Annotated in this window: 22 protein-coding genes and 1 pseudogene; 16 read left to right on the forward strand and 7 right to left on the reverse strand. The window is 64.2% G+C overall.

The genetic code is table 11. The features are described 5' to 3' along the window. Window positions 1–87 precede the first annotated feature (87 nt). The 10 genes from JJE66_RS20580 (at window position 88) to aat (ending at window position 10043) form a co-directional block, all read left to right on the forward strand. Complete coding sequence (locus JJE66_RS20580) at window positions 88–1497, forward strand: M48 family metalloprotease (RefSeq protein WP_200516341.1); 1410 nt, start codon at window positions 88–90, stop codon at window positions 1495–1497. Between the two features lie 118 nt (window positions 1498–1615). Then, a complete protein-coding gene (locus tag JJE66_RS20585) occupies window positions 1616–2383 on the forward strand; it encodes a DsbA family protein (RefSeq protein ID WP_200516342.1) in 768 nt (255 codons plus the stop codon). A 219-nt stretch (window positions 2384–2602) separates the two neighbouring features. Beyond that, window positions 2603–3451, forward strand: coding sequence for a DUF1236 domain-containing protein (locus tag JJE66_RS20590; RefSeq protein WP_200516343.1), 849 nt, complete (start codon window positions 2603–2605; stop codon window positions 3449–3451). Between the two features lie 227 nt (window positions 3452–3678). Continuing rightward, window positions 3679–4146 carry a type II 3-dehydroquinate dehydratase gene (gene aroQ / locus JJE66_RS20595; RefSeq protein WP_200516344.1) on the forward strand — a complete coding sequence of 156 codons (468 nt, stop codon included), beginning with the start codon at window positions 3679–3681 and terminating at the stop codon, window positions 4144–4146. A 37-nt stretch (window positions 4147–4183) separates the two neighbouring features. Beyond that, complete coding sequence (gene accB, locus JJE66_RS20600; protein ID WP_200516345.1) at window positions 4184–4669, forward strand: acetyl-CoA carboxylase biotin carboxyl carrier protein; 486 nt, start codon at window positions 4184–4186, stop codon at window positions 4667–4669. 99 nt (window positions 4670–4768) lie between these two features. After that, the gene (gene accC / locus JJE66_RS20605) at window positions 4769–6127 is read left to right on the forward strand and encodes an acetyl-CoA carboxylase biotin carboxylase subunit (RefSeq protein ID WP_200516346.1); all 1359 of its coding nucleotides are present in this window, start codon (window positions 4769–4771) and stop codon (window positions 6125–6127) included. Window positions 6128–6234: 107 nt separating this feature from the next. Next, window positions 6235–7752 (forward strand): CHASE3 domain-containing protein, encoded by a 1518-nt coding sequence (locus JJE66_RS20610; RefSeq protein ID WP_200516347.1) that lies wholly within the window; start codon window positions 6235–6237, stop codon window positions 7750–7752. After that, window positions 7749–8189 carry a response regulator gene (locus JJE66_RS20615; protein WP_200516348.1) on the forward strand — a complete coding sequence of 147 codons (441 nt, stop codon included), beginning with the start codon at window positions 7749–7751 and terminating at the stop codon, window positions 8187–8189. The genes JJE66_RS20610 and JJE66_RS20615 overlap by 4 nt, the downstream gene beginning before the upstream one ends. Beyond that, complete coding sequence (locus tag JJE66_RS20620; RefSeq protein ID WP_200516349.1) at window positions 8186–9298, forward strand: sensor histidine kinase; 1113 nt, start codon at window positions 8186–8188, stop codon at window positions 9296–9298. Before JJE66_RS20615 ends, JJE66_RS20620 begins: the two co-directional genes overlap by 4 nt. 64 nt (window positions 9299–9362) lie before the next feature. Continuing rightward, the gene (gene aat, locus JJE66_RS20625; protein ID WP_200516350.1) at window positions 9363–10043 is read left to right on the forward strand and encodes a leucyl/phenylalanyl-tRNA--protein transferase; all 681 of its coding nucleotides are present in this window, start codon (window positions 9363–9365) and stop codon (window positions 10041–10043) included. Between the two features lie 67 nt (window positions 10044–10110). Here the strand turns inward: aat and JJE66_RS20630 are convergent. Next, window positions 10111–11138 (reverse strand): annotated as a pseudogene (locus JJE66_RS20630) (DUF2155 domain-containing protein). A 247-nt stretch (window positions 11139–11385) separates the two neighbouring features. Between JJE66_RS20630 and JJE66_RS20635 the strand changes: the two are divergent. Continuing rightward, window positions 11386–12396, forward strand: a complete 1011-nt coding sequence (locus JJE66_RS20635; RefSeq protein ID WP_200518604.1) for a Na+-dependent transporter — start codon at window positions 11386–11388, stop codon at window positions 12394–12396. 91 nt (window positions 12397–12487) lie between these two features. Here JJE66_RS20635 and JJE66_RS20640 read toward each other — a convergent pair whose 3' ends face one another. Together JJE66_RS20640 and JJE66_RS20645 are read right to left on the reverse strand one after the other, a co-directional pair. Beyond that, window positions 12488–12976, reverse strand: a complete 489-nt coding sequence (locus JJE66_RS20640; RefSeq protein ID WP_200516352.1) for a hypothetical protein — start codon at window positions 12974–12976, stop codon at window positions 12488–12490. Window positions 12977–13176: 200 nt separating this feature from the next. After that, on the reverse strand, window positions 13177–14115 hold the full coding sequence (locus JJE66_RS20645; protein ID WP_200516353.1) for a GlxA family transcriptional regulator: 939 nt from the start codon (window positions 14113–14115) through the stop codon (window positions 13177–13179). A 92-nt stretch (window positions 14116–14207) separates the two neighbouring features. On the opposite strand from JJE66_RS20645, the gene JJE66_RS20650 reads away from it, so the two are divergent. After that, window positions 14208–14894, forward strand: coding sequence for a DJ-1/PfpI family protein (locus JJE66_RS20650; protein WP_200516354.1), 687 nt, complete (start codon window positions 14208–14210; stop codon window positions 14892–14894). A 483-nt stretch (window positions 14895–15377) separates the two neighbouring features. On the opposite strand, the gene JJE66_RS20655 is transcribed toward JJE66_RS20650, so the two are convergent. Beyond that, complete coding sequence (locus JJE66_RS20655; RefSeq protein WP_200516355.1) at window positions 15378–15785, reverse strand: NADH:ubiquinone oxidoreductase subunit NDUFA12; 408 nt, start codon at window positions 15783–15785, stop codon at window positions 15378–15380. A gap of 247 nt (window positions 15786–16032) precedes the next feature. On the opposite strand from JJE66_RS20655, the gene JJE66_RS20660 reads away from it, so the two are divergent. Continuing rightward, on the forward strand, window positions 16033–16638 hold the full coding sequence (locus JJE66_RS20660) for a BA14K family protein (protein WP_200516356.1): 606 nt from the start codon (window positions 16033–16035) through the stop codon (window positions 16636–16638). A 36-nt stretch (window positions 16639–16674) separates the two neighbouring features. Here JJE66_RS20660 and JJE66_RS20665 read toward each other — a convergent pair whose 3' ends face one another. Then, a complete protein-coding gene (locus tag JJE66_RS20665) occupies window positions 16675–16881 on the reverse strand; it encodes a hypothetical protein (RefSeq protein ID WP_200516357.1) in 207 nt (68 codons plus the stop codon). Between the two features lie 309 nt (window positions 16882–17190). On the opposite strand from JJE66_RS20665, the gene JJE66_RS20670 reads away from it, so the two are divergent. After that, window positions 17191–17613, forward strand: a complete 423-nt coding sequence (locus JJE66_RS20670) for a response regulator (RefSeq protein ID WP_200516358.1) — start codon at window positions 17191–17193, stop codon at window positions 17611–17613. Continuing rightward, window positions 17610–19871 carry a CHASE3 domain-containing protein gene (locus JJE66_RS20675; protein ID WP_200516359.1) on the forward strand — a complete coding sequence of 754 codons (2262 nt, stop codon included), beginning with the start codon at window positions 17610–17612 and terminating at the stop codon, window positions 19869–19871. Before JJE66_RS20670 ends, JJE66_RS20675 begins: the two co-directional genes overlap by 4 nt. Here JJE66_RS20675 and JJE66_RS20680 read toward each other — a convergent pair. Continuing rightward, the gene (locus tag JJE66_RS20680) at window positions 19868–20764 is read right to left on the reverse strand and encodes a DMT family transporter (RefSeq protein WP_200516360.1); all 897 of its coding nucleotides are present in this window, start codon (window positions 20762–20764) and stop codon (window positions 19868–19870) included. The two genes, JJE66_RS20675 and JJE66_RS20680, sit on opposite strands and share 4 nt — an antisense overlap. A gap of 758 nt (window positions 20765–21522) precedes the next feature. Here JJE66_RS20680 and JJE66_RS20685 point away from each other — a divergent pair. Beyond that, window positions 21523–25290 (forward strand): vitamin B12-dependent ribonucleotide reductase, encoded by a 3768-nt coding sequence (locus tag JJE66_RS20685; RefSeq protein ID WP_200516361.1) that lies wholly within the window; start codon window positions 21523–21525, stop codon window positions 25288–25290. Between the two features lie 96 nt (window positions 25291–25386). Here the strand turns inward: JJE66_RS20685 and JJE66_RS20690 are convergent, their stop codons facing one another. Continuing rightward, complete coding sequence (locus tag JJE66_RS20690) at window positions 25387–26484, reverse strand: protein kinase domain-containing protein (protein ID WP_200516362.1); 1098 nt, start codon at window positions 26482–26484, stop codon at window positions 25387–25389. Window positions 26485–26519: the final 35 nt, after the last annotated feature.

Raw genomic sequence — 26519 nt, forward strand, 5'->3', positions numbered from 1 at the left:
ATAAGGGCATATCGCGTATCCGGTCCGCCGCCAATCGCCAAAACCAATCACAAAACTGCATTCAAATCGTTTGACCCAGACCGCTTGATGTTGCTCCAACTCGCATTGCGCAGGAAGGCTTCCGCGCTGACCACCCTCGTGACGGCAGCGGCGATGGTGCTGTCGCCATTCTCGGCGGCGCGGGCCCAGGAGGGCGGCAAGGGGCCGCCGGTCCTGCGCGACACCGAAACCGAACAATTGTTGCGCGAATACACGCGCCCGATCCTGCGCGCCGCCGGTCTGGAGAAGCAGAACATCCAGATGGTGATCATCAACGACAACTCGTTCAACGCGTTCGTCGCCGATGGCCACCGCATCTTCGTCAATTACGGCGCGATCCTCCAGTCGGAGACGCCGAACCAGCTGATCGGCGTGCTCGCGCACGAGACCGGGCATCTGGCGGGCGGCCATCTATCAAAGATGCGCGAGCAGCTCGCCAATGCCCAGACCCAGATGATCATCGCCATGCTGCTCGGCGCAGGCGCCCTGGTCGCAGGCGCCAGCCGCGGCTCGAACAGCCCCGGCAATAACGGGCTTGCCAATGCCGGCGCCGCCGCGATTGCCGGACCGGGCGAGATGATCCGCCGCTCGCTGCTCTCCTATCAGCGCCAGCAGGAGGAGAACGCTGACCGCGCCGGCGTGAAGTTCCTGACCGCGACCCAGCAGTCGCCGAGGGGCATGTACGAGACCTTCAGGCGCTTCACCAGCGAGAGCCTGTTCGCAGCACGTGGTGCCGACCCCTATCTCCAGTCGCATCCGATGCCCGCCGAGCGCGTCGCCGCACTCCAGCAATTCGCCAGCACCAGCCCGTATTGGGACAAGAAGGACGATCCCGCACTGCAGCTTCGCCATGACATGGTGCGCGCCAAGATCTCCGCCTTCATGGAGCGGCCGGAGCTCGTGTACCGCCGCTATCCCCTGACCAATGACAGCATGCCGGCACGCTATGCCCATGCTATCAGCACCTATCTGCACGGCGATTTGCGCAGCGCGCTAACCCAGATCGACGCGCTGATCGCGGTGCAGCCGAACAACCCGTACTTCTACGAGGTTCGTGGCCAGGCCCTGCTGGAGAGCGGCAAGCCGGCCGATGCCATCGCCCCGCTGCGCAAGGCGGTCCAGTTGTCGAACAACGCCCCCCTCATCGAGATGTTACTTGGGCAGGCGCTGGTTGGAACCGATAATAAGGCCTACACGGACGACGCCATTCGGATTCTCCGTGCAGCGGTGGGACGCGAGCCCGAAGCCCCTCTCGGCTATATGCAGCTCGCGATGGCCTATGGCCGAAAGGGAGACTATGCCGAGGCGGATCTCGCATCGGCCCAGGCCGCTTATCTGCGCGGCGACAACAAGACCGCTCGCGAACTCGCCACGCGCGCGAAAACCCGTTTCGCCGTCGGCACTCCCGGATGGGTCAAGGCCGACGATATCGTGGCGTCGAAACCGCCACGCAACTAGCATACAGGCGGCCAGAATGACGCCTGATCACGACAACTGCCGCTTTGACGTCACGACACTAGCTTAAGTCCGCCGGGACGTTTTTTTCGAAACCTGCTCTGGATAAGAGGATTTGCCAATGCCTTCGCTGCGCCTGCTCGCTCCCGCGCTGTTTGCTCTCGCCATGTTCGGCGCAACGACACCGGCTTCGGCCGACAGCTTCTCGGATGCCCAGCGCACCGACATCGAGGCCATCGTCAAGAACTACCTCGTCAGCCATCCCGAAGTGCTCGAGGAGGCCATGGGTGAGCTCAGCAAGCGCCAGGCCGCGGCCGAGACCGAGAAGCACGAAGCCAGCATCGCCCAAAACTCGGATGCGATCTTCAACTCGCCACGCCAGGTCGTGCTCGGCAACAAGGACGGCGACGTCACCTTCGTCGAGTTCTTCGACTACAATTGCGGCTACTGCAAGCGCGCGATGAGCGACATGCTCGACCTCATGAAGAGCGATCCGAAGCTGAAAATCGTGCTGAAGGAATTTCCGGTCCTGAGCCAGGGCTCGGTCGAAGCCGCACAAGTCGCGGTCGCCGTGCGCATGCAGGACCCCTCGGGCAAGAAATATCTCGACTTCCACCAGAAGCTGCTCGGCGGCCGCGGCGCTGCCGACAAGGCGCGCGCGCTTCAAGCTGCCAAGGAAGCCGGCCTCGACACTGCCAAGATCGAGAAGGACATCGCAAGCCCCGAGGTGCGCGCCACCATCGAGGAGAACTTCAAGCTCGCCGAAGCGATGGGCATGAACGGCACGCCGAGCTACGTAATCGGCAAGCAGATCGTGGTCGGCGCCGTCGGCCTCGACGGCCTCAAGGAAAAGATCGGCATTGCCCGCTGCGGCAAAGCGACCTGCTGACGCAGGCTTGCAACGCGCGCGCGCAACGAAGCCGGCTGAAAAGCCGGCCTTTTTCGTTGGCCAAAGCTCTGCACAAATCCTGGCGTGAATCCGGCGCGGGCGTTCATCCCGCATTTAGGAAACAAATGCTTGGGAACAGCAGATGTTCCGGAACAACTCAAATCTCCTTTCGTTGGTGGCGCGGGCAATGACGCAAAAGAAACACGTGAGGAGAATTCAATGTCTAATCGCTTTATGATCTCGGTTGCCGCACTCGCGCTCGTCGCGGGCACCGGACTGGCGAACGCACAGGGGACGAACCGCGAAAGCGGCGCCGGCGCGCAGCCGACGCAGCACTCGCAGTCCTCGGGCGCGGCCGAACACGGCAGCTCGATGGGCAAGGAATCCAGCCATGAGAAGGGCACCGTCGGCCAGGCTGGGGGCTCCAGCACCATGAAGTCCGGCGCTGCGGCTGAGGAGAAGTCCTCGGGCGCCACGAAGGACGAGCACTCCGGCCGTGAGATGAACAAGAACGCGGCCGAGGAGAAGTCCGGTGCAACCAAGGGCCGCGACGAGCATGCCCAGGGCCAGATGGACAAGTCCCAGCAGGACAAGTCCAAGAGCATGAGCCAGGACACCAGCAAGTCCGGCGCGAAGGACATGAAGGCTGAAGGCCGCGAAGGTCGCGACACCAATCAGAAGGCCGAGGGCAGCAAGACCGGCACCTCGACCAACAACGCCGAGAATCGCCAGGGCAACGAGACGCGCACCAACCAGAACGCCCAGGGCGAAGCGAACTCGCGGACCACGGTCGGCCAGGCCGGCGCGGGCGCCAAGCTCTCGACGGAGCAGCGCACCCAGATCACGTCCGTGATCCGGGACGAGCACGTGAAGCCCGTCGAGCACGTGAACTTCTCGATCTCCGTCGGCACCCGCGTGCCGCGCGAGGGGATCGAATTTCACACCCTGCCGTCGCGGGTCGTGACGATCTATCCGGAGTGGCGCGACTATCGCTACATCGTGGTCCACAATCAGCTCGTGATCGTCGATCCCAACACTTACGAGATCGTGGCCGTTCTCGACGTGTAAGGGCTGAGACCGTTAAGCTCTTGGGGGCGGGCAGCGATGCCCGCCCCTTTGCGTTCGCCGGCAGCCACGCTTTGGACTGGTTAACAAGCAATTTCCGTGGTTTCCGCACAGGTTTTTGCACACTGGATGAGGTGTCTGATGCGGTCCCGGAGGCCCTTCAAGGCTTCCCCTAGGTCACTTTGTTACCTATAACCCCCGCCACGCCGAAACACCTTTCCGGGACAGGAATGGCCGAAGCAGCAACCGACACGATCCTCGTTCTCAACGGGCCGAACCTCAACATGTTGGGGACGCGCGAGCCCGAGAAGTACGGCCATGCGACGCTGGCCGACGTCGAGGCGCTATGCCGGGAGACGGCCGCGACCTTCGGCCTCAAGGCCGACTGCCGGCAGTCCAACCGCGAAGGCGAGCTGATCGACTTCATCCACGAGGCTCACGCCCGCAAGATGAAGGGCATCATCATCAATGCCGGCGGCTATTCGCACACCTCGATCGCTCTGCACGACGCGTTGCTCGCGGTGCAGATCCCGACGGTCGAAGTGCACGTGACCAACATCCACGCCCGCGAGAGTTTCCGTCACCACTCCTACACCGCGCGCGCGGCTTTCGCCTCGCTGTGCGGCTTCGGCATCGAGGGCTATCGCCTCGCCATCCAGGGCCTTGCCGCCAAGGTCGGCACCAAGCCCAAAGCCTGACGCTCCCTCCTCACACAGAACATTCGGATCAAAGAACATGGCGCGCCAGCCAGACGACAAAGCAGCCGCAAAGTTTTCCAGCGAGGATTCCGCGCTCGTTCGCGAGCTCGCTCTGCTACTCGATGAGACCAGCCTCACCGAGATCGAGATCGAGCGCGCGGGCCTGCGCCTGCGCGTTGCCCGCAACATCAGCGTTGCCGCGACCATGCCCGTTCCGGTGGCGCATGCGGCTCCCGCGCTCGTCGCGGCACCAGCCGCTGCCCCTGCCGCGCCAGACATGTCGAAGCATCCGGGCGCCCTGACCTCGCCAATGGTCGGCACCGCCTATTGGGCACCGGAGCCCGGCGCCAAGCCGTTCATCGAGGTCGGCTCGAAGGTCTCGGTCGGCCAGACGCTGCTGATCATCGAAGCAATGAAGACCATGAACCAGATCCCCTCGACGCGTGCCGGTACGGTGACGCAGATCCTGGTCGAGGACGGCCAGCCGGTCGAGTTCGGCGAGCCGCTGGTGATTATTGAGTGACGCGAATGGGGAGTAGCGAATAGCGAATGGTATGACCGTTCCCTGCTCGCTATTCGCCGCTCGCTATCCGCTATTCCCCTGTTCGCCCTTCGAGGCACCATGTTCGACAAGATCCTCATAGCCAATCGCGGCGAGATCGCCCTTCGCATCCTGCGGGCCTGCAAGGAGCTCGGGATCGCGACCGTCGCCGTGCACTCCACCGCCGACGCGGACGCCATGCATGTGCGCCTGTCGGACGAGAGCGTCTGCATTGGGCCGCCGCCGTCCAAGGACAGCTACCTCAACGTGCCCGCGCTGCTCGCGGCCTGCGAGATCACCGGCGCGGACGCAGTGCATCCCGGCTACGGCTTCCTGTCGGAGAACGCACGCTTCGCCGAGATCCTTGCCGAGCACAATCTGCAGTTCATCGGCCCCAAGGCCGAGCACATCCGCCTGATGGGCGACAAGATCGAGGCCAAGAAGACCGCCAAGAAGCTCGGCATCCCCGTGGTGCCCGGCTCCGACGGTGCGGTTGGGCCCGGCGACGACGCGATGGCGATTGCGAGGACAATCGGTTTCCCGGTTCTGGTGAAGGCGGCTGCCGGCGGCGGCGGCCGCGGCATGAAGGTCGCGCAGAGCGAGGCTGATCTCCAGCTGGCGCTATCGACCGCTGCCAACGAGGCCAAATCGGCCTTCGGCGACGCTTCCGTCTATCTCGAAAAATACCTCCAGAAGCCGCGCCATATCGAGATCCAGATCCTCGGCGACGGCCGTGGCGGCGCCATCCATCTCGGCGAACGCGACTGCTCGCTGCAGCGGCGCCACCAGAAAGTCTGGGAGGAAGGCCCCTCGCCCGTGCTGGCAGCCGCCGCGCGCGCCAAGATCGGCGAGACCTGCGCGAAGGCGATGCGCGAGATGAAATATCTCGGCGTCGGCACCATCGAGTTCCTGTTCGAGGACGGCGAGTTCTACTTCATCGAGATGAACACGCGCATCCAGGTCGAGCATCCCGTCACCGAGAGCATCACCGACATCGATCTCGTGCTGGAGCAGATCCGTATCGCCGCCGGCGGCGATCTGCCGGCGAAGCAGAGCGAGATCCAGATCATCGGCCACGCCATCGAGTGCCGCATCAATGCGGAGAACCCGCAGACCTTCCGTCCCTCGCCGGGCCGCATCACGCAGTATCATCCGCCAGGCGGCCTCGGCGTCCGCATCGATTCCGCGGTCTATCAGGGCTACACGATCCCGCCTTATTACGACTCTCTCGTCGGCAAGCTGATCGTCCACGGCAAGACCCGCGCCGAGTGCCTGATGCGGCTGCGCCGGGCATTGGACGAGATGGTGGTCGAGGGCATCGAGACCACGCTGCCCCTGTTCCGCGACCTGGTACGTCAACCATCCATTATCGACGGCGACTACCACATCCACTGGCTGGAACAGTATCTCGCAGGCCAGGCGGAACCGACTGCGAAATAACCTTCTCGGCCCATGGAACCCTTTGAGCCCAATCGCATTAGGGACGATTGGGGACAGTTCCAAGGGGGCGTTTTGAATTCCGTTGTTTTGTGCAAGGCGAGAGCGTCGTGACGGCGGAGGCTCTCCGACGGCGTGCAATTTGGCAGATCCTGCTATTCGCGGCAGGACTTGTGGTGCTGACCGTGATCAGCGCCGGCTCAGTCTATCTCGTCAACCAAGCCCGAGACGACAGCAAATGGGTGGTTCACACCATCGAGGTGGAGAACCGGATCAATGGTCTGCTGCTCGAAGTCCGGCGCGCCGAGAGCGACCTGCGCGGCTATCTCCTGACGCTGGGACCAGAATTCCAGGACGATTACGAGAAGGCCGTCGCCGCAATCATTCCTGCGCTTGACCGTGTCACGCGCCTCACCGGCGACAATCCCGCACAGCGCGATGGCATCGAGAAGCTGAGTGCGGCGATCGAGACCCGCCTCGGCCAATTTGCGCGCGAGATCGATCTTATCAGGCAGGGCCAGCCCGACAAGGCCGCGGCGCTGGTCCGCGAAGCGGCCGCTGGCAACACCACCGCCGCGATCGGCAGCCTCGCAGGCGAGATGATCGCCGAGGAGGAACGGCTTTTTCGGATTCGTTCGGCGAACGCCGACCGCAGCCAGACGTTCGCCGCGTCGATGACCGGCATCGGCTCCGGCCTCGTAGTGGTGTTCGCCCTGCTCTCGGTCTGGCTGGTGAGGCGCTCTGCCGGCGCCCGCGACGACGCCGAGACGCGCCTACGCGAAGCCAACCTCAATCTCGAGGCCACCGTCGACGATCGCACGGCAGATCTGCGCGAAGCCAACAACGAGATCCAGCGCTTTGCCTATATCGTCAGCCACGATCTGCGCTCGCCGCTGGTCAACATCATGGGCTTCACCAGCGAGCTCGAAGAATTGGGCAAGAACATTTTTCGACGGATCGGAGGGCTCACCGGCGTGCCGGCGGACGGTCCGTCCCTGGATGTCGGCGACATGCCGCTCGACGGCCCCGACAAGCAGCTTTCGGCGGACTTTTCCGAAGCGCTCGGCTTCATCAAATCCTCGATCGCCCGGATGGACCGGCTGATCTCTGCGATCCTCAACCTCACCCGCGAGGGTCGGCGTGAGTTCCAGCCGGAGAGGATCGATACGCGCGACTTCGTCGAGACCATCGTGTCGTCGCTGGCGCATCAGACCGCCGAAGCGCACGCCGAGATCCACATCGAGCCGCTGCCGAATATCGTCAGCGACCGCCTTGCGCTGGAGCAGATCTTCTCCAATCTGATCGATAACGCGATCAAGTATCTGAAGAACGGCGTGCCCGGCGAGATCAGAATTCGCGGGCGCACCAAGCTCGGCTACGCTATCTTCGAAATCAGCGATAACGGCCGCGGTATCGATCCGAAGGATCATCAGCGGATTTTCGACCTGTTCCGCCGGGCGGGAACCCAGGACAAGCCCGGCCAAGGCATCGGTCTTGCGCATGTACGTGCACTCGTGCGTCGTCTCGGCGGCACGATGTCGGTATCGTCGGAACTGAACGCGGGCAGCACCTTCACGATCACGCTGCCCATCAACTGGAACGCCAGCAACCGGAACGCGGACCAATGACACTGCCGGTCACCATCATCATGATCGAGGACGACGAGGGCCACGCCCGGCTGATCGAGCGCAATATCCGCCGCTCCGGGGTCAACAACGAGATCGTGTCGTTCACCAACGGCACCGAGGCGATGAAGCACATGTTCGGCGCCGACGGCAGCGGGCTGGCCCAGAAGGGCAACGCGCTCCTGATCCTGCTCGACCTCAACCTGCCCGACATGAGCGGGATCGATATCCTGAAGCAGATCAAGGAAAACAAATATCTCAAGGCTTCGCCCGTGGTGGTGCTGACCACGACCGACGACAGCCAGGAGATCAAGCGCTGCTACGAGCTCGGCTGCAACGTCTACATCACCAAACCCGTCAACTACGAGAATTTCGCCAACGCCATCCGGCAGCTCGGCCTGTTCTTCTCGGTCATCCAGGTCCCGCCCGCCGCCTCATGACCCAGCCCATGCCAACACTGCTCTATATCGACGACGACGCAGCACTGGCGCGCCTGGTCGATCGTGGCTTGACGCGACGCGGCTACAAGGTCGTTCATGCCGCGAGCGGCGAGGAAGGCCTCGATCGCATCCGCCGCGCCAGCACCCAAGGCTCCGAGGGCTGCATCGATGTGGTGGCGCTCGATCAGTACATGCCGGGTCTCGACGGGCTCGAGACGCTCGAGCAGATCATGGCGATCCCGGACGCTCCGCCGGTGGTCTTCGTCACGGCCTCGCAGGATTCCAGCATCGCGGTCACCGCGCTGAAGGCGGGTGCGGCCGACTATCTGGTCAAGGACGTCAAGGGTGACTTCATCCCGCTGCTGCATGTCGCGGCCGAAGGCGCGCTGCGCCAGGCCGCATTGCAGCGCGCGCGCGAGGAAGCCGAGGCCGAGATCCATGCCTCGCGCGACCGCTACGCGGCGCTTGCCGCCGAGCGCGAACTGCTGCTGCGCGAGGTCAACCACCGCGTCGGCAATTCGCTCCAGATCATCGCCTCGCTGCTGCATTTGCAGGCGAGCTCCGCCGCCCGGGAAGAGGTCAAGGCCGCGCTGACCAACGCGATGGGCCGCGTCGCCGCCGTCGCCCAGGTGCACCGCCGCCTCTACACCTCGCAGGATCTGAAGAGCGTGGTGCTCAACCAGTATCTGGACTCCCTGCTCGAGGATCTCAGGCGTTCCGCCGAAGGCAACCGGATGTCGCGCCTGACGGTGAAGGCCGAGCCGATCGAGATCGACCCGGACCGTGCCGTCGCCGTCGGTATCATCGTCAACGAGCTGGTGATGAACGCGGTGAAATACGCCTATCCCGACGGCGCCGGCCCCATTCATGTCGAGCTGACCTCGCAGGGAGACGATCTGCTGCTGTCGATCAGCGATGACGGCGTCGGCGACAAGGTCAAGGCCGACCCGCGCTCCACCGGCATGGGCCAGCGCATCGTCGCGGCCATGGCCTCCAAGCTGGACGCCACTGTCGAGCGCGATCCCAACCATTCCGGAACCCGCATCATCCTGCGGTTCCGCCGCACCCCCGCCGCAGCCGACAAGGCGAACAGCGCCGCTGTGGGTTGATTTTTACGCATCCGGAATTGCCCCCCATCGCACGCGCATCGCGTTCCTGCTATGATCGGGCACTATGAATTCGCGCGACTCCGCCTCGTCTGAAATCACGCCGGCCGTGCTGCTGCGCGCCTATGCCTGCGGCATCTTTCCAATGGCCGAGAGCGCCGACGACCCGACCTTGTTCTGGGTCGAGCCGGAAATGCGCGGCGTGATCCCGCTCGATGGTTTTCGCATTGCCTCGCGGCTTGCGCGCACCGTGCGCTCGGACGCGTTTCGCGTCACCGTCAACACCGCGTTCAAGGCGACGATCGCCGGCTGCGCCGCGCCGCAGGCCGGACGCGAGGACACCTGGATCAACAAGCGCATCCGCGACCTCTATGGTGGCCTCTACGAGCTCGGCCATTGCCACAGCGTCGAGGCCTGGCAGGGCGACGACCTCGTCGGCGGGCTCTACGGCGTAAGCCTGGGGCGCGCCTTCTTCGGCGAGAGCATGTTCCACACCGCCCGCGACGCCTCCAAGGTAGCGCTGGTGCACTTGGTCGCGCGTCTCATCCATGGCGGCTTCGAGCTGCTCGACACGCAATATGTCACCGAACATCTGAAGAGCTTTGGTGCGGCCGAGATCTCGCGGCGACGCTACACCGCGCTGCTCGACAAGGCGCTCGCCGGCGAGCCCGGGGATTTCCTGAAACTGCCGGCCGGTGACGCGATCCCGGGCGCACGCGCGCTCGAGATCATCGCCTCACGTCAATAGACCCACGCCAAGCCTGGCGGCCAGACCCTCGGGAATTTGGTCTAGCACCAAACCCGGGGGATTTGGCCTAGCGGCCAAACCCGGGGATACCGAACAGACCCGGCCGTTGCTCCGGCGGCGGAGGCGGCGGTGGCGCCGGCTGCTGCTGGATCGGCGGCAGAGGCTGCGGCGGACGCTGCTGCACGGCCTGCTTCGGCGCAGCCCTCTTTTGCGCCGGAGGCGGCGGCGGTGCGGGCTTGGTCGCGGGATCTGGCGCCGCGGTCGCGATGGTCTGCTGCGGCTCTTTGCAGTCGGTGAGCCAGATGTCGTAGATCGGGTGCTCGACGCCGTGCAGGCCCGGGCTCGCGGCATACATCCAGCCGGAGAAGATCCGCTTCACCTCGCCCTGCAAGGTGATCTCGTCGACCTCGACGAAGGCGTCGGTGTTGGCGGCTTCGGTCGCGGGCCGGGTGTAGCAGGCGTCGGTCTTCACGCGCAGCGCGCCGAACTGCACGGTCTCGCCGATATCCTCATCGAAATTGATGATGCGGCCGGTGATCTTGTCGAGGCCCGAGAAGGTCGCCTTCTTGTTCACGATCTTCTGGGCCGGCGGCTCGGTGACGACCTCGTCGCCCGGCTGGAGGCTTGCCGACGCCTGCGGTACGGCGCCCTGCTGCGGCCCGCCCTTCTGCGGCGGCTGATGCTGACCAGGCCCGCCTGGCGGTGCCACGGCGACAGCCGGCGGCTGATTCTGTGGAGCGACGGTCGTACCGGGCGGCGGCGCCAGCGGCTGGCTCTCGACCGGCCCCGGCATAATATTTCCTTGCCGGCTTTGCGGTGGCATTGGGCGCGACGGCAGCACGCGGCCCTGCGGCGGCAGCTCGGGCACCTCTTCGTCGTCGTCCGGGGTCGGCTGCGGTTGCGGCTGCCCGCCACGGGGGATGCTCCCCGGCGGCCGCAGCGGCGGCGGATCGGAGAAAATCGTGCCGATCTGCGCCTGCGCAGGCGTCGCCACCGTCAGCGCGGTGGCGGCCAAAAGCGCCGCAAGACCTGTCAGGGTAAGGGTTCGAAACATATCTCGCGCGGCTTCAACAGCGAATCGGGCTTGTTGGACATTCTACAGGGCATACCGCCGCTCGCAGGCCATCCGGTTAACACGGCGAATACGGCGGGGAAAGGGCGGCATTCCTGCCCTGCCCGCCGCCTTCTGGCCAGACCGGCCCACGGATGGGATAGTCCAAGGCTCTTCAGTCCCAAGGCTTCTCAGTCCCAAGGCTCCTTAGTCGGATGGCTCCTCCCCGGGGGGCCGACGCGGGCATTGTCCCCGAAAATGACGTCCAACCATGACAACGCCATCATCAAAATGTCGTCCGCGCTTCCAACTCTCCTTGCCCTTCCCCTCCGCGGCCTGACCTGGCTTGGCGGCCAGGGCACCCGCGCGGTGGCGACCGTCGTGTTCATCGCGCTGGCGGTGCCGCCGCTCGGCATGCTGCTGCGGCCCTATGTCACCGAAGCGATCCTCGTTCTGCTCTGCATCTCCTTCATGCGGGTCGATCTGGCGGCGCTTTACGGCCATCTGCGCCGGCCGGCGCTGGTGGCGACCGCCACGGCCTGGACCACGATCGGCGTGCCGTTGATCGTCGGGCTGACCGCGCATGTCACGGGGCTCACCGACCGCGCGCCCGGCCTGTCGCTCGCGCTGATGCTCCAGAGCATGGCCTCGCCGATGATGGCAGCACCTGCGCTCGCAGCGCTAATGGGGCTCGATGCCACACTCGTGCTGGTCACGCTGGTGACCGCGACCGCGGTCGTGCCTTTCACCGCGTCGTTGTTCGCGAGCCTCTTCCTCGGCGGCATGCTGAGCATCTCGCCGCTCACGCTCGGGCTGAAACTGCTCGGCATTCTCGCGGTATCGCTGTTCGCAGCGACCATGATCCGCTGGATTTTCGGCGCCGAGGCGATCCAGCGTCACAAGCAGCCGATCGACGGCTTCAACATCGTCATCCTCTTGATGTTCGCGTCCGCGGTCATGGGCGACGTCGCGCATGACTTCGTCGTCGATCCCCTGTTCACGGTCGGCATCGCCGCGCTCGCCTTTGCGGTCTATTTCACGCTGCTCGCGGTGACGACCTTGCTGTTCCGCCGCAACGGCTATGAGCGCGCGCTGGCCTTGGGGCTGATGGTATCACAGCGCAATCTCGGCCTGATGCTGGCCGCGACCGCCGGCGCGCTGCCGCCGGCCACCTGGCTCTATTTCGCGCTGACGCAGTTTCCGATTCATCTTGCGCCGTACATGCTGACGCCGATCGCGCGGCGGCTGACCGTAAGGGCGGACCTCTCAGGCACTGCGGCTCCGACCAACTCGCCGGGCTGACGGCCGCGCGAGACCCACCTTTTCCGCTCAGCTCTCGCAAGCGGACACCTCTAAGTCGCGTTGTGGGTCAGCTAAGGGCCAGCGCCGACCATCAATCAGCTACCCCCAGGCGCCGCAGGAGAGTGGCGGCGTTCGGCTGCCTCGTAGCCCACGCCATATTATGTTCGCCGTCGACCTGCACCCAATATGTATGTTCAGGCATGTCGCTCCCATCAAGTGAGTTGAAAATGCATGTTGCCCTTTCACGAATGATGGCTCCGACGGAGTCCTGAGCTTGATAGTCGATGAACGCGACATACTGAACCGGCGGCACTCGTGCGACTTGGACCATCGCTTTCCTTGTGGCTTCGGACGCAGCCCGTATCGGGTCCGTGAAGAACTCGTCGAACGTGATTGTCTTCCGAGACTCGTCTACACCAATCCGTTCATAGGTGGATGGAACCACCAGCCGCTCCTTGATTGCTCTATCACACGTTTGCACAAATTCAGATGTGAACGGCGGGTACCCACGAACGCGCGTATAGCCTAGAGCGAGCACACCGAAAATCAGAAGCACTAAGATCGAGACCTTTGTTCTCATCTTCCTGGTCGTTGCCGATATCCTACGCGGCATTCTGCACCCCTCTGATCACGGAAGCAAAAAACAAAGGCAGAGGATTTTTCGAGCAGCCGTTACGAAATGATAATAATGTCAGCTACGGGTCAAAAGTCGAAGAGCAGAGTTGACCATCTAAGTCTGCTTTGCCCACCAAGGCGGACCTCCTCAAATCGATTGGCGCCCTAACCGGCCCGCGCTGCGCGCCGCAGCGCTTGCGGCGGCTGGCCAAAGGCGCGGATGAAGGCGCGGCGCATTCGCTCGGGATCGCGGAATCCGGTCGCCTCTGCCACGAGCTCGATCGCCTCGCGCGAGGACTGCACGCGCTCGCGGGCGACCTCGATCCGCAACCGCTCGATCGCCTTCGACGGCGTCGTGCCGGTCTCCGCGGCAAACGCGCGGGCGAAATGCCGCGCGCTCATGCCGGCGCGGTCGGCGAGATTTTCCACCGTCAGCGGCGCGTCGAGATTTTCCCGTGCCCAGGACAGTAGCGCACCGAACCGGCCGTTCGGCGTCTTCAATTCCAGCAGCGATGAGAACTGCGACTGGCCGCCGCTGCGGCGATGGTAGAGCACGAGCTGGCGCGCGGTCTGTTGCGCGATCTCCTCGCCATGGTCCTCGGTGACCATCGCGAGCGCGAGGTCGATGCCGGCCGTGATGCCCGCCGACGTCCAGACATTGCCGTCGCGGGTGAAGATCTGGTCCGGCTCGAACTTGACCTGCGGATAGCGCGCGACGAAGTCGCGCGTGCGGCCCCAATGTGTGGTGGCGCGACGGCCGTCGAGCAGGCCGGCTTCGGCAAGCACATAGGCGCCCGAGCAAACGCTGGCGATCCGGACGCCGCGCCTGGCCAACCGCTGGATGAAGGCGAGCGTGGTCGGACAGCGCGCCGCCGCCGCGACGCCGGCGCCGCCCGCCACCACCAGCGTCATGATCGCGTTCGCCGATTTGAAATCGCGCGCCATCATCTCGACGCCGGAGGACGAGTGCACGGCTCCCGCCTTCACCGCCAGCACCCGCAGCGCAAGCGGCTTGTCGCTGGCGCGCGCCGCGATCTCGAACACCGAGATCGGGCCTGCCGCATCGAGCAGCTGAAAATCCGGGAAGATCAGGATGCCGATCATGCTCATGTCCGAAAGTGAGGGAAATACGCCATTTCGGACAGGATGGCATCATGCCAATTTGCCCGCGTCAAGCTCTTCATTTGGAGGTTTTCATGCCGGCACCGCTCCAGATCGGACTTCTGGTGTTCCCGCGCGTCACCCAGCTCGACTTCACCGGCCCTCTGCAGGTGTTCGCCTCCGTCCCCGGCGCAAAACTGCATCTGATCTGGAAACGGATCGAGCCCGTGCCGAGCGATTCCGTCCTCACGCTGACACCAACCACGACATTTGCCGATTGCCCGCAGCTCGACGTGATCTGCGTGCCCGGCGGCGGCGGCACCAACGATCTGCTCAACGACGAGGAGGTGCTGAACTTTCTGCGCACGCAGGCCGAGGGCGCCAAATACGTCACCTCGGTCTGCACGGGATCCCTGGCGCTCGGTGCGGCCGGCCTGCTGAAGGGCTACCGCGCCGCCACCCATTGGAGCGCGATGGAGATGCTCGGCCAGTTCGGTGCGACGCCGACCAAGACCCGCGTCTGCGTCGACCGCAACCGCATCACCGGCGGCGGCGTCACGGCAGGAATCGATTTCGCGCTGACGCTGGTGTCGATCATGATCGACCGCACCACGGCGGAGACGATCCAGCTACAGCTGGAATACAATCCGGCCCCGCCGTTCAATTCCGGCTCGCCCGACACGGCGCCTGTGGAAGTGCTCGCCCTGCTCAAGGAGCGCGGCGCGCAAAGACAGGCCGACCGGCTCGAAGCGGTCAAGCGGGCGGCCGCGCGGATGATGTAGCGCTGTTCCGCGGTACTCGTGCCCCGGACGCAGCGCAGCGCGTCTTCAGCGGTGCGCTGCAGAGCCGGGGCCCACCTGCACGGGAAGCGTGGGTCCCGGCTCTGCGGCGCAGCGTTGCACGCTGCACCGCGTCCGGGACACGAGCCAAATCATCCCATCAGAAAAAGGCCGCTCGGTTTCCCAAGCGGCCTTTCCTGTCTCACGGCGGCGCACATTCTCATCGGGCGATGTCGGAGCTTCCAGACCGGGGGCCTATCTCCCGATCGAGTCCTTCCTCGGCGGCCGCTGCATTTCGGGGCAGTCGCGAACTGTTGCCCGAACCGAACGCGATGGTTTCCCATCTCCGTAAGATGGGTTCATTGAGCCGGATCGCTGGCGCAGGCGCAACGGGCGTGGGTGCACCGTCCCCGCTGTTCCCGTTGTCCACAGCGGAGCGAGGCGGATGCGTTTGCATCCAATCCAACGATGGAAGAGCGCGACCGGTTAGCCGGGCGTCCAGGGCTGATAGTCGCCGGTCGCCTTGGGGCGCTTGCCGCTGGCCAGTGTCGAGCCAGAGGGCCGGTAGGCCCTCGCCGTACCGGTCAGGTTCGGCTGATGCGGCTTTTCCCATTCGCGCGGCTGATAGTTCTCCTGCGTCGGCGGCACGTCGACGGTATGGTGCATCCAGCCGTGCCAGGACGGCGGAATGCGGCTCGCTTCCGCATAGCCGTTGTAGATCACCCAGCGCCGTTCGAAGCCGAGCGTCGGGTCGATCTTGCCGCCAATCGTGCGGTAGTAGCGGTTGCCCTGCTCGTCCTGACCGACCAGCTCCCCGAACCGGCTGGTCCAGAGTTGCGTGCCAAAGGTCTGGCCGTTCCACCAGGTGAAGAGCTTCAGGAAGAATTGTTTCATGCGGCAAGGGCCCTGCTTCGTGGGGTCCTGATGCCATCCGGACGGCCAAATGTCCAGTTCGCCCAATGCGGCGGTGCTCCATCCCAAACGCGGTGTCGCCAGCGCGGGAGGCCGCCGCAAATCGGACGCGATCCATTCATGCCCGGTACAGCCGCGGCGTGGAAATCTGCACCCCGTGCGCAAACCGGCGTGATCCCAGGAACTGTAGCCCTTTCAAGGGATTTGCTTCCGGGAAAGGAGTTTGATCATGAACAGTCTGAGAGTTTTGAGTGCGGCCGCAGCGCTGGCACTGGTTCTTCCGATGGCGACCCCGAGCTTTGCACAGGGCCATGTCGGTCACGGCGGCGGCGGTGGTGGCGGTCATATCGGCGGTGGCGGAGGCGGTGCGCACTTCGGTGGCGGCGGTGGTGGAGCCCATTTCGGCGGCGGCGGCTTTGGAGGCGGCGCCCGGATCGGTGGTGGCGGCGGCAATTTCGCAGCCGGCGCGGCTGTGCGTCCGAGCGGCGGAGCCGCCTTTAACGGCGGCGGCCGCAACTTCGCAGCGGCCGGAGGCCACTGGAACGGCGGAGGCAACTGGCACGGCGGCGGCTGGCATCATCGCGGCGGCGGCTTCTGGCCAGGCGTCGCGGCAGGTGCAGCCATTGGCGGCCTCGGCTCATATGCTTATTACGGCGGGGGGTATTACGACGATCCCTACGCCTATGCTGATGACAGTTATTATGACGAGCCGTCAGTCGCCGTGGTCACCGAGGGCGGCGGCGATCCCGCGTACTGCGCTCAGCGCTACCGCTCCTACGACCCGGCGTCCGGCACCTATCTCGGCTATGATGGCCTGCGGCATCCCTGCCCGTAAGGCGGCCTGAAGATCATCATTCGTGGGCGGCGCCGACTAAGGGCGCCGCTCATGCATTTTGGCCGCCTCGGCGACCGTCACGTTGCGGTCGTGAATCCAGAAGCTCGCGAACAAGACCGCGAGAACGATCGCATAGAACGCGCCTGAGCACCGCGCCCATCGTCGATACGTCGTGCGATCTTCGGCGCTGAGCTCTTGCATGTCTCGCTGCGAACGCAGTCCATGAAGCGCGAGTCTGGTCATCGCAGAACCTCTGGGATCACGGTTCGGCAATATTCGACCAGTGCCCACGCGTCATCATCCCGTCGGGTGACTTGGGCGCTCCGCACCTCATGACGGGGCGGCTTTTGCTGATCGCGCGGATTTGTCTCAACCTGTCATTGAAATCCGACGAAATTCGCCTGGCGCCGCGCCGGCTGATGCTTGGAACCCGCAGGGGGTGCTATGCATTGCGCCGTGCATACCCATCTTGGCCTAATCCAAAATTGACCCGACACACGATTCGCGGATATCACCAATCGCTGTGGGGACTTGGATCTACTGGGAAATGTGATGCCGCGTATCCTCGTGGTAGACGACGATCCGATGGTCGGCGCGACCATCGAGGTCCTCCTGCAACGTCAGGGCTTCGACGTCACGTTGGCCGATGGCGGCGAAACGGGGCTCGCGGCGCTGGAAGCGCAGGCGTATGACGTGATGCTGGTCGACATCTTCATGCCGCACATGCGCGGCTTCGAATCCATCCGCATCTTTCACGAGCGCGCGCCGGCGATTCCGCTGATCGCGATGTCCGGCTACGCCTTCGCCTCGTCTGCCTCGCCCTCCCCTGACTTTCTCCGCATGGCGCTGGAGCTCGGCGCGACGCGCTGCCTTCGCAAGCCGTTCACGCCGGACGCGCTTCTGACCTCGATTCGGGAATGCCTCGCCGGTCGCGGCGAAAACGCACCGCCGAAGGACAAGAAAGAAGTCCCTTGATCCCCTCGCAGCGCGTCATTCTCGGTGCCGGACTTGCCATCCTCCTGATCATCACCGCCGCCTCGATCGGCCTCGACGTCAAGTCGCGGTCGGACGCCGCATGGGTCAACCACACTGTCGAGGTGCTGAAGAAGATTTCGGACGTGCGCCTTCTGGTCCGGCGGACCGAGAGCGCGGCGCGCGGCTACGAGCTCTATCGCACGGCGGGCTTCATCGACGAATTCCAGACGGCGAAGAGCCGGATTGCACCAGCACTTGGCGATCTCAAGCTCGCCGTGCGCGACAACGGCACCCAGGTCCAACTGCTGGAGGCGACCGAGCCCCTGATCCTGCGCCGGGTGGAGGTGGCCGCCGAGGTCGTCCGCCTGCGCGCAAGCAGCGATCAGGCCGCGGTCGCGGAGCTGCAAGGCAAGGCCGAGGGGCGCGGACTGATGGAAACGCTCTCGGCCAATCTCGAGCAGATGGCCGCGAACGAAGAGAAACTGCGCGCCAGCCGTGAAGCGGACTCGCGCCGGACCGGCATCGTGCTGCTCGGCATCGACGTGATTGGCGCTCTGGTGATCCTGCTGCTGGTCGCCATGCTGCTGCGCGAAGGCCAACGCACCACCGGACAACTCAAGAGCTCTCTGCACGAGACGCAGGCCGCCAAGGAAGTGCTCGAGGCGGCTGTCGCCGAACGCACCGAACACCTCGTCACCGCGCATGACGAGCTGCGTCTCTCGGTCAACGTGCTCCAGAGCACGTTCCGCAGCATGGCCGAGGCGGTGCTGGTGATCGATGCGGAGGGCAATGTCCTTCTGTCCAACCCGGCCGCAGAGCGCATGCTCTTGCATCGCACCGGCATGAATTTGCGCAACCTGCGCGCCCTGTCCGACGTCTTCCACGGCGACGGCGTCACGCCGCTCAAGCCCGAAGAGCTGCCCTCCGCACGCGTGCTGCGCGGTGACGCATTCGAAGAGCTGGAGATGATCGTCCGCCCGCACAGCGGCAATTCCGCGCGCCATCTCATGATCAGCGGCCGACCGATGCGGGATGCGCACGGCGCGATCTCCGGCGCAGTGCTGGTCTATCACGACGCGACCTCGTCGCGCGACACCGAGCGGCAGCTATACCAGTCGCAAAAGCTCGACTCGATCGGCAAGCTGACCGGCGGCGTCGCGCACGACTTCAACAACATGCTGACTGTGATCTCCGGCAACACCGAGACGCTGGTCGCAAGCCTGAAGGAACAGCCCGAGCTGCAGCGCACGGCACGCCTGATCGACGATGCCGCCGAACGCTGTGCCGAGCTGATCCAGCATCTGCTGGCGTTCGCGCGCAGGCAACCGCTGCAGCCGCGCAACGTGGAGATCAACGCCGCCATCGCCGACATCGCAAAGCTGCTCCGCCCCACCCTGGGCGAGCAGATCCAGATCGAGACCGTGCTCGAGCAGGGCCCGATGACCGCGCACATCGATCCGTCCAGGCTCACCAACGCGGTGCTCAACATGGCGATCAACGCCCGCGACGCCATGCCGAACGGCGGCAAGCTCCTGCTCGAGACCCACCGGGTGGTGCTGGACGAGGCGTATGCGCAGGCCAATGTCGACGTGCGGCCCGGGCCTTACGTGATGCTCGCGGTCAGTGACACCGGCACCGGCATGCCGCCCGACGTCCAGGAAAAGGCGTTCGAGCCGTTCTTCACCACCAAGGAGGTCGGCAAGGGCTCAGGCCTCGGCCTCTCCATGGTCTACGGCTTCGTCAAGCAGTCCGGCGGCCACATCAAGATCTACAGCGAGCAAGGCCACGGCACCACGATCAAGCTCTATCTGCCGCCGGGCGAAGGCACGGCGGACGTGGCCGCATCGGCCGCGCCGCACGCCGAAGGCGGCGCCGAAACCATTTTCGTGGTTGAGGACGACACGCTGGTGCGCAACTTCGTCACCGCGCAGCTGCAGAGCCTCGGCTACAGGACGGTCGCCGCCGCCGACAGCAAGGCTGCGCTGCAATTGATCGAGGCCGGCCAGGCCTTCGACCTGCTCTTCACCGACGTCGTCATCCCCGGCGGCATGAGCGGGCGCGAGCTCGCCGAGGAGGTCGCGAAGCTGCGGCCGGGCCTCAAGGTGCTCTACACCTCCGGCTACACCGACAACGCCATCGTCCACCACGGCAAGCTCGACGACGGCGTGATGCTGCTGACCAAGCCGTACCGCCGCAACCAGCTCGCCGAGATGATCAGGAAGGCGCTGAACGGCGCTGGTGGAATGACAGCCAGCTAACGCGTCGCCAGCACCACGGCCGCAAGCGTGAAGATCAGCGACGCGATCTGCCCGGGCCCCAGCGGCTCGTGCAGCGCGACCGCGGAGGCCACGACGCCGATCACCGGCACGGCCATGGTGCCGATCGCGGCGACCGAGGCCGGCAGGCGCGAGAGCGCCGCGAACCAGCTGACATAGGCGATGCAGAACTGCACCACGGTCGAATAGACCAGGAGCCACCAGCCGATCGGCGTCACCTTGTCCAGATGCGAGGTCTCGATCAGGAGGCCGACGATCGAGATCGGCAGGCAGCCGATCCCGATCTGCCAGGCCGCGGCCGTGATCGGCGGCAGATGGATCGGGTACTTTTTCGAGAATACCGTGCCGACGGCGAAGCCGATCGCCCCGAACAGCGCCATGATGATGCCCGGCAGCTTGGCTTCGCTGGCGGCAAAGCCGTTGCCGCCCATGATCGAGGCGAGCCCTGCAAAGGCCATCACCAGCGCGATGGTGCGCAGCACCGTCGGCCGCTCGCCGAGCACGGGCCAGGCGATCAGCGAGGCCCAGACCGGCATGGTGTAGGCGATCAGCGCCGCCTCGCTCGCCGGCAGCCAGAGCAGCGCCAGCCCCATCAGCACCATCCAGCCGGTGACGTTGAGGATGGCGGCCGTGACCAGCCGCGGCCAGATGTCGGCTGCGACCTTCAGGCTGTCACGCCGGACCAAAGCGAGCACCGCCAGCAGCACCGCGCCCAGCACCCCGGTCACGCCGCGGAGCGTCAGCGGCGGCAGCTCGCCGAGCAGGAATTTCGTCACCGGCCAATTGAAGCCCCAGCCGATCGAGGTGATGGCGAGGAACATCAGGCCGGCCGGGGCGATGCGCGGCCGCAGGCCCGGTTTGGTCGAATCAAGCATGTGGGGTGTCCGACAAAATCGGCTTCAGCTTGGCGCGGATTCGGCGCCGCCACCACCACCTCGGCGGGCATGCCTGCCCTCACCTTCCGTACCCCTACGTGAGTCCCGCCGAGGCAACCCCGCGGCTCAAAAATATACCTGCCCTGTGAACAGCGGGAGGAAGCCTCCGTAGGGTCACGGCAGACAAATTTTTTCGGTTGGGAATCCCTGAGGACTCACCGATACTTGGCTCCACAACAGGTGCGGGCTTGCCCCCTGTTATCCCCCGCAATCCCCCATATTTAGTATTTGATTCAGGAACTCGCACTAGTTCTTGACGGGCGCAACGGAGAGTCCTAGCTTTCGAACCGTTCGGCGCGAGTGTGTTTGCGTCCCGCCGGCACTCCCCCAAAGGGTTCGCAAAACTGCACTCCGCCAAGCCAGACGAAGGCAGCGGGATGAGGGCTTGTCTGCCCTCGCGAGGCGGATCTTTCGGGCGCCAGAACGGGCCGGAAACAGGCTCGGATGGCATTGGTTGAAGTGATGTTGTGGGGCGTTTGAACGCATGTCGGGCTCATCCCCTTGGGGCGGATGTGTCTGGACATGCCGGCGGATGGAAGGTGCACGCACCTGACACCCCCGGGAGAACCAGAGCCGGAACCACCGGCTGAACTGCGAAGCCTTTGGGCCGATGAGGCCTTCGAGGACTCGCGAACTGAAATCGCGACCCGGGCGCCTTGCGGAGGCGGTCCGGTCAAAGACAAGGACGGGGCAAGACCATGCGGATTGAGCGGCGCCACACCACCCAGGGACAGTCACCTTACGCCGGGATCGATTTCCGGCAGACCACGTCGGAGATCAGGAATCCCGACGGCTCGGTCGTGTTTAAAATGGACGGCGTCGAGGTCCCGGCCGAATGGTCGCAGGTCGCCTCCGACGTGCTCGCCCAGAAGTATTTCCGCAAAGCCGGCGTCGCCGCGCGCCTGAAGAAGGTCGAGGAAGAGTCCGTCCCCTCCTTCCTGTGGCGCTCCGTGCCCGACACCGAGGCCCTCGCCACCCTCCCCGAGAAAGAGCGCTTCGTCAGCGAGCTCAGCGCCAAGCAGGTGTTCGACCGCCTCGCCGGCTGCTGGACCTATTGGGGCTGGAAAGGCAAATATTTCTCCTCCGACGAGGACGCCCAGACCTTCTATGACGAGATCCGCTACATGCTCGCCATGCAGATGGTCGCGCCGAACTCGCCGCAATGGTTCAACACCGGCCTGCACTGGGCCTATGGCATCGACGGCCCCGGCCAGGGCCATTATTACGTCGACCCCTTCACGGCCAAGCTGACCAAATCCAAATCGGCCTATGAGCACCCGCAGCCGCACGCCTGCTTCATCCAGGGCGTCGGTGACGACCTCGTCAACGAGGGCGGCATCATGGACCTCTGGGTCCGCGAAGCCCGCCTGTTCAAATACGGCTCCGGCACCGGCTCCAACTTCTCGCGCCTGCGCGGCGAAGGCGAAAAACTCTCCGGCGGCGGCCGCTCGTCCGGCCTGATGAGCTTCCTCAAGATCGGCGACCGCGCCGCGGGCGCGATCAAGAGTGGCGGCACCACGCGCCGCGCCGCCAAGATGGTCGTGGTCGACGCCGACCATCCCGATATCGAGACCTATATCGACTGGAAGGTGAAGGAGGAGCAGAAGGTCGCCGCCCTGGTCACCGGATCCAAGATCAACCAGAAGCATCTGAAAGCGGTGCTGAAGGCCTGCGTCAATTGCGAAGGCTCGGGCGACGATTGCTTCGACCCCGAGAAGAACCCGGCGCTGCGCCGCGAGATCAAGCTCGCGCGCCGCAGCCTCGTGCCCGACAATTACATCAAGCGCGTCATCCAGTTCGCCAAGCAAGGCTACAAGGACATCCAGTTCGACGTCTACGACACCGACTGGGATTCGGAAGCCTATCTCACGGTATCAGGCCAGAACTCCAACAACTCGGTCTCGCTGAGGGACGACTTCCTCCGCGCCGTCGAAACCGATGGCGACTGGAATCTCGTCGGACGCACCACAAAGAAGATCACCAAGACGCTGAAGGCGCGCGACCTCTGGGAAAAAATCGGTTACGCCGCCTGGGCGTCGGCCGACCCCGGCCTGCACTTCAACACCACCATGAACGACTGGCACACCTGCAAGGCGTCCGGCGACATCCGCGCCTCCAATCCGTGCTCGGAATACATGTTCCTGGACGACACGGCGTGCAATCTGGCCTCCGCGAACCTGCTGACGTTCTACAACACCGCGACCAAGCAGTTCGACGTGAAGGGCTATGAGCACCTCTGCCAGCTCTGGACCATCGTGCTGGAAATTTCGGTCATGATGGCGCAATTCCCGTCGCGCGCGATCGCCGAGCTCTCCTACGAGTTCCGCACGCTTGGTCTCGGCTATGCCAATATCGGCGGCCTCTTGATGACCATGGGTCTGTCCTACGACAGCAAGGAAGGCCGTGCGATCGCCGGCGCGCTGACCGCGATCATGACCGGCATTACCTACAAGACCTCGGCCGAGATGGCGGCCGAGCTCGGCACCTTCCCCGGCTACAAGAAGAACGCCGCGCACATGCTGCGCGTGATCCGCAATCACCGCCGCGCCGCCCACGGCCAGTCCAACGGCTATGAGGCGCTCAGCGTCAACCCGGTGCCGCTCGACCTCGTCTCCTGCCCGCTGGCCGACCTGGTCAGCCACGCGCAGGCGGCCTGGGACGCGGCGCTCGAGCTCGGCGAGAAGCACGGCTATCGCAACGCCCAGACCACGGTGATCGCGCCGACCGGCACGATCGGCCTCGTCATGGATTGCGACACCACCGGCATCGAACCGGATTTCGCGCTGGTGAAGTTCAAGAAGCTCGCCGGCGGCGGCTACTTCAAGATCATCAACCGCGCGGTCCCCGCGGCGCTGCGCGCGCTCGGCTATCGCGAGAGTGAGATCGCGGAGATCGAGGCCTACGCCGTCGGCCACGGCTCGCTGTCGAACGCGCCGGGCATCAACGCCTCGACGCTGAAGGCCAAGGGCTTTACGGATGAGGCCATCGCCAAGGTCGAGAAGGCGCTGCCGACCGCCTTCGACATCAAGTTCGCCTTCAACAAATGGACCTTTGGCGAAGACTTCATCCGCGACCAGCTCGGCATCGGCACTGATGCGATCGCGGCCCCCGGCTTCGACCTGCTCCAGGCCGTCGGCTTCACCAAGCGCGAGATCGAGGCGGCCAACGTCCACATCTGCGGCGCGATGACGGTGGAAGGTGCTCCGCACCTCAAGGCCGAGCACTATTCGGTGTTCGACTGCGCCAACCCCTGCGGCAAGATCGGCAAGCGTTATCTGTCGGTCGAGAGCCACATCCGCATGATGGCAGCCGCCCAGCCCTTCATCTCGGGCGCGATCTCCAAGACCATCAACATGCCGAACGACGCCACGGTGGAGGACTGCAAGTCCGCCTACATGCTGTCGTGGAAGCTCGCTCTGAAAGCCAACGCGCTCTACCGCGACGGCTCCAAGCTCAGCCAGCCGCTCAACTCGCAGCTCATCAGCGACGACGAGGACGAGGACGATGCGGTCGAGGCGCTCTACGAGAAGCCGATGGCCGCGCGTACCGCTCAGGTCTCGGAAAAGATCGTCGAGAAGCTGGTCGAGCGCATCATCGTGATGCGCGAGCGCGAGAAGATGCCGGATCGCCGCAAGGGCTACACCCAGAAGGCGGTCGTCGGCGGCCACAAGGTGTACTTGCGCACCGGCGAATATGACGACGGCCGCATCGGCGAGATCTTCATCGACATGCACAAGGAAGGCGCCGCGCTCCGCTCCTTCATCAACAACTTCGCCATCGCGGTCTCGCTGGGTCTCCAATACGGCGTGCCGCTCGAAGAATATGTCGACGCCTTCACCTTCACCCGCTTCGAGCCGGCGGGCCCGGTGCAGGGCAACGACAGCATCAAGTATGCGACCTCGATCCTCGACTACGTCTTCCGCGAGCTCGCGGTGAGCTACATGTCGCGCTTCGACCTCGCCCATGTCGATCCGACCGAGTCGAACTTCGACGCGCTCGGCAAGGGCGTCGAGGAAGGCAAGGAGCCGGAGGAGCCGAACCAGGCGACCAGGCTGGTCTCGCGCGGCCTCACCCGCTCCCGCACCGACAATCTGTTCGTGATGCGCAGCGGCTCCGCCGCGGTCGCCCAGGGCAATGACAGCGCGCCCGCCGGCGGCAGCAAGGTCACCTCGCTCGCCTCCCACGGCGCCACCGCCCGCGGTGCCGGCGATGCCCTCGAAGGCGCGGTCGCGCTGAAGCAGGAAGTCAGCCACGACCTCTCGCCGACGGAGAAGTTAGAGGCCCTCCAGTGGAGCAAGTCCGGCAGCGCCGCCCAGGCGGTGCCCAGCAAGGCCGAGCGCCGCGCGGAAGCGAAAGCCAAAGGCTACGAAGGCGAGATGTGCGGCGAGTGCGGCAACTTCACGCTGGTGCGGAATGGGACGTGTATGAAGTGCGATACGTGCGGCAGCACGACGGGGTGTTCGTGAGGGGGTAGAGCGCGACGAGCGTCATACCCGGGCTTAAAGGGAGGGCGGCCGAAAGGCCGCCCGAGTCGCAGACGAGAAATTCACTTCGATCAAGCCTTAAGACGGACTGTCAACCATCTCCTTAAGATGTAACAGGGCGTTCCGAAGCGCGTTATCTTCGTCTAAAGGCGACTCCGAATTGTATTCAGAGATTATCCGATCTATCTGGCGACGTGTGAGGACCAACTCTTTACGCTCCGCCAGATTTATATGAGATCTGATCTGCCCCCACTTGTCGGAACGATGGCTTTCGCCAGCGCTGCCTAATTCTTCCGCCAACTTGCTCCAGGCAGCCTCAGCATCCTTCGTTGAAATTCTCTTTTGACGATCGAATTCGAGCATAGAATTCAATATCTCTTCCGACCGCCCGCGCAAACTATGATGCACGCGAGCCCGCAGTTCTGAAGCGGCCGATTGATCTAAAATACGCCCAGCAACAACCTTATTAAGAGCCTCTTTCTTTAGCTTACCAGTGGCCTCATCAATTGCTTTCGTTCTCACTTGATCACTTATTATTTTTCGCTCGCGAATCTCGCTTGAAAACACGAACGGATAATCGCCGGTTCTTAACGCAAAAAGCGCCGCACCAAGAGCCCACACATCGGTTTGGTAATCACATTGAGCACCGCTCGAAATCGAAAAGAGCTCGGGCGCGCGCGTAAATACAGTCCCGCGCACGTCCCCGCCATCGCTCGTAACTGATCCCAGATCAAAAATCTTAGCTCTTAGCTGATGATCCAAACCACAATTGTCGAGCTTGAGATCTCTGTGCACTAGCTTGCTATCATGCAAACAAACCAGTCCTCTAGCAAGGTCGCGCGCTATACGTACGAACTGCACAATGTCGTTCAGGGGCGCCAGCCCCTCTAGCGGACGATCGAGCAACTCTTCAATGATAAAAAACCGCCCATCCTGCCCTTGCTGGAAGCCATAGAACTTAGCCAGATAGCCGGCGTATCGATGCTTAGACATCGTGCGGATTAAACTGGTGACGTCCTTGACTACGATGTCAGGCTTCTCATCATCATGAAAAAAAAGGAGAGCTACATCTGCTAGACTGTAAGGACTCGTAGCGCGATAAGCACTCTTCCAATTTCCACCCCCAAGGTACTCTCGGACTTTATAACCCAATCCGGGATTTGGTAGCTCACCCATCACAACCTCCCGATTCGACACGTTAGACATTGTAC

Source organism: Bradyrhizobium diazoefficiens (assembly GCF_016612535.1).
Taxonomy (GTDB): Bacteria; Pseudomonadota; Alphaproteobacteria; order Rhizobiales; family Xanthobacteraceae; genus Bradyrhizobium; species Bradyrhizobium diazoefficiens_C.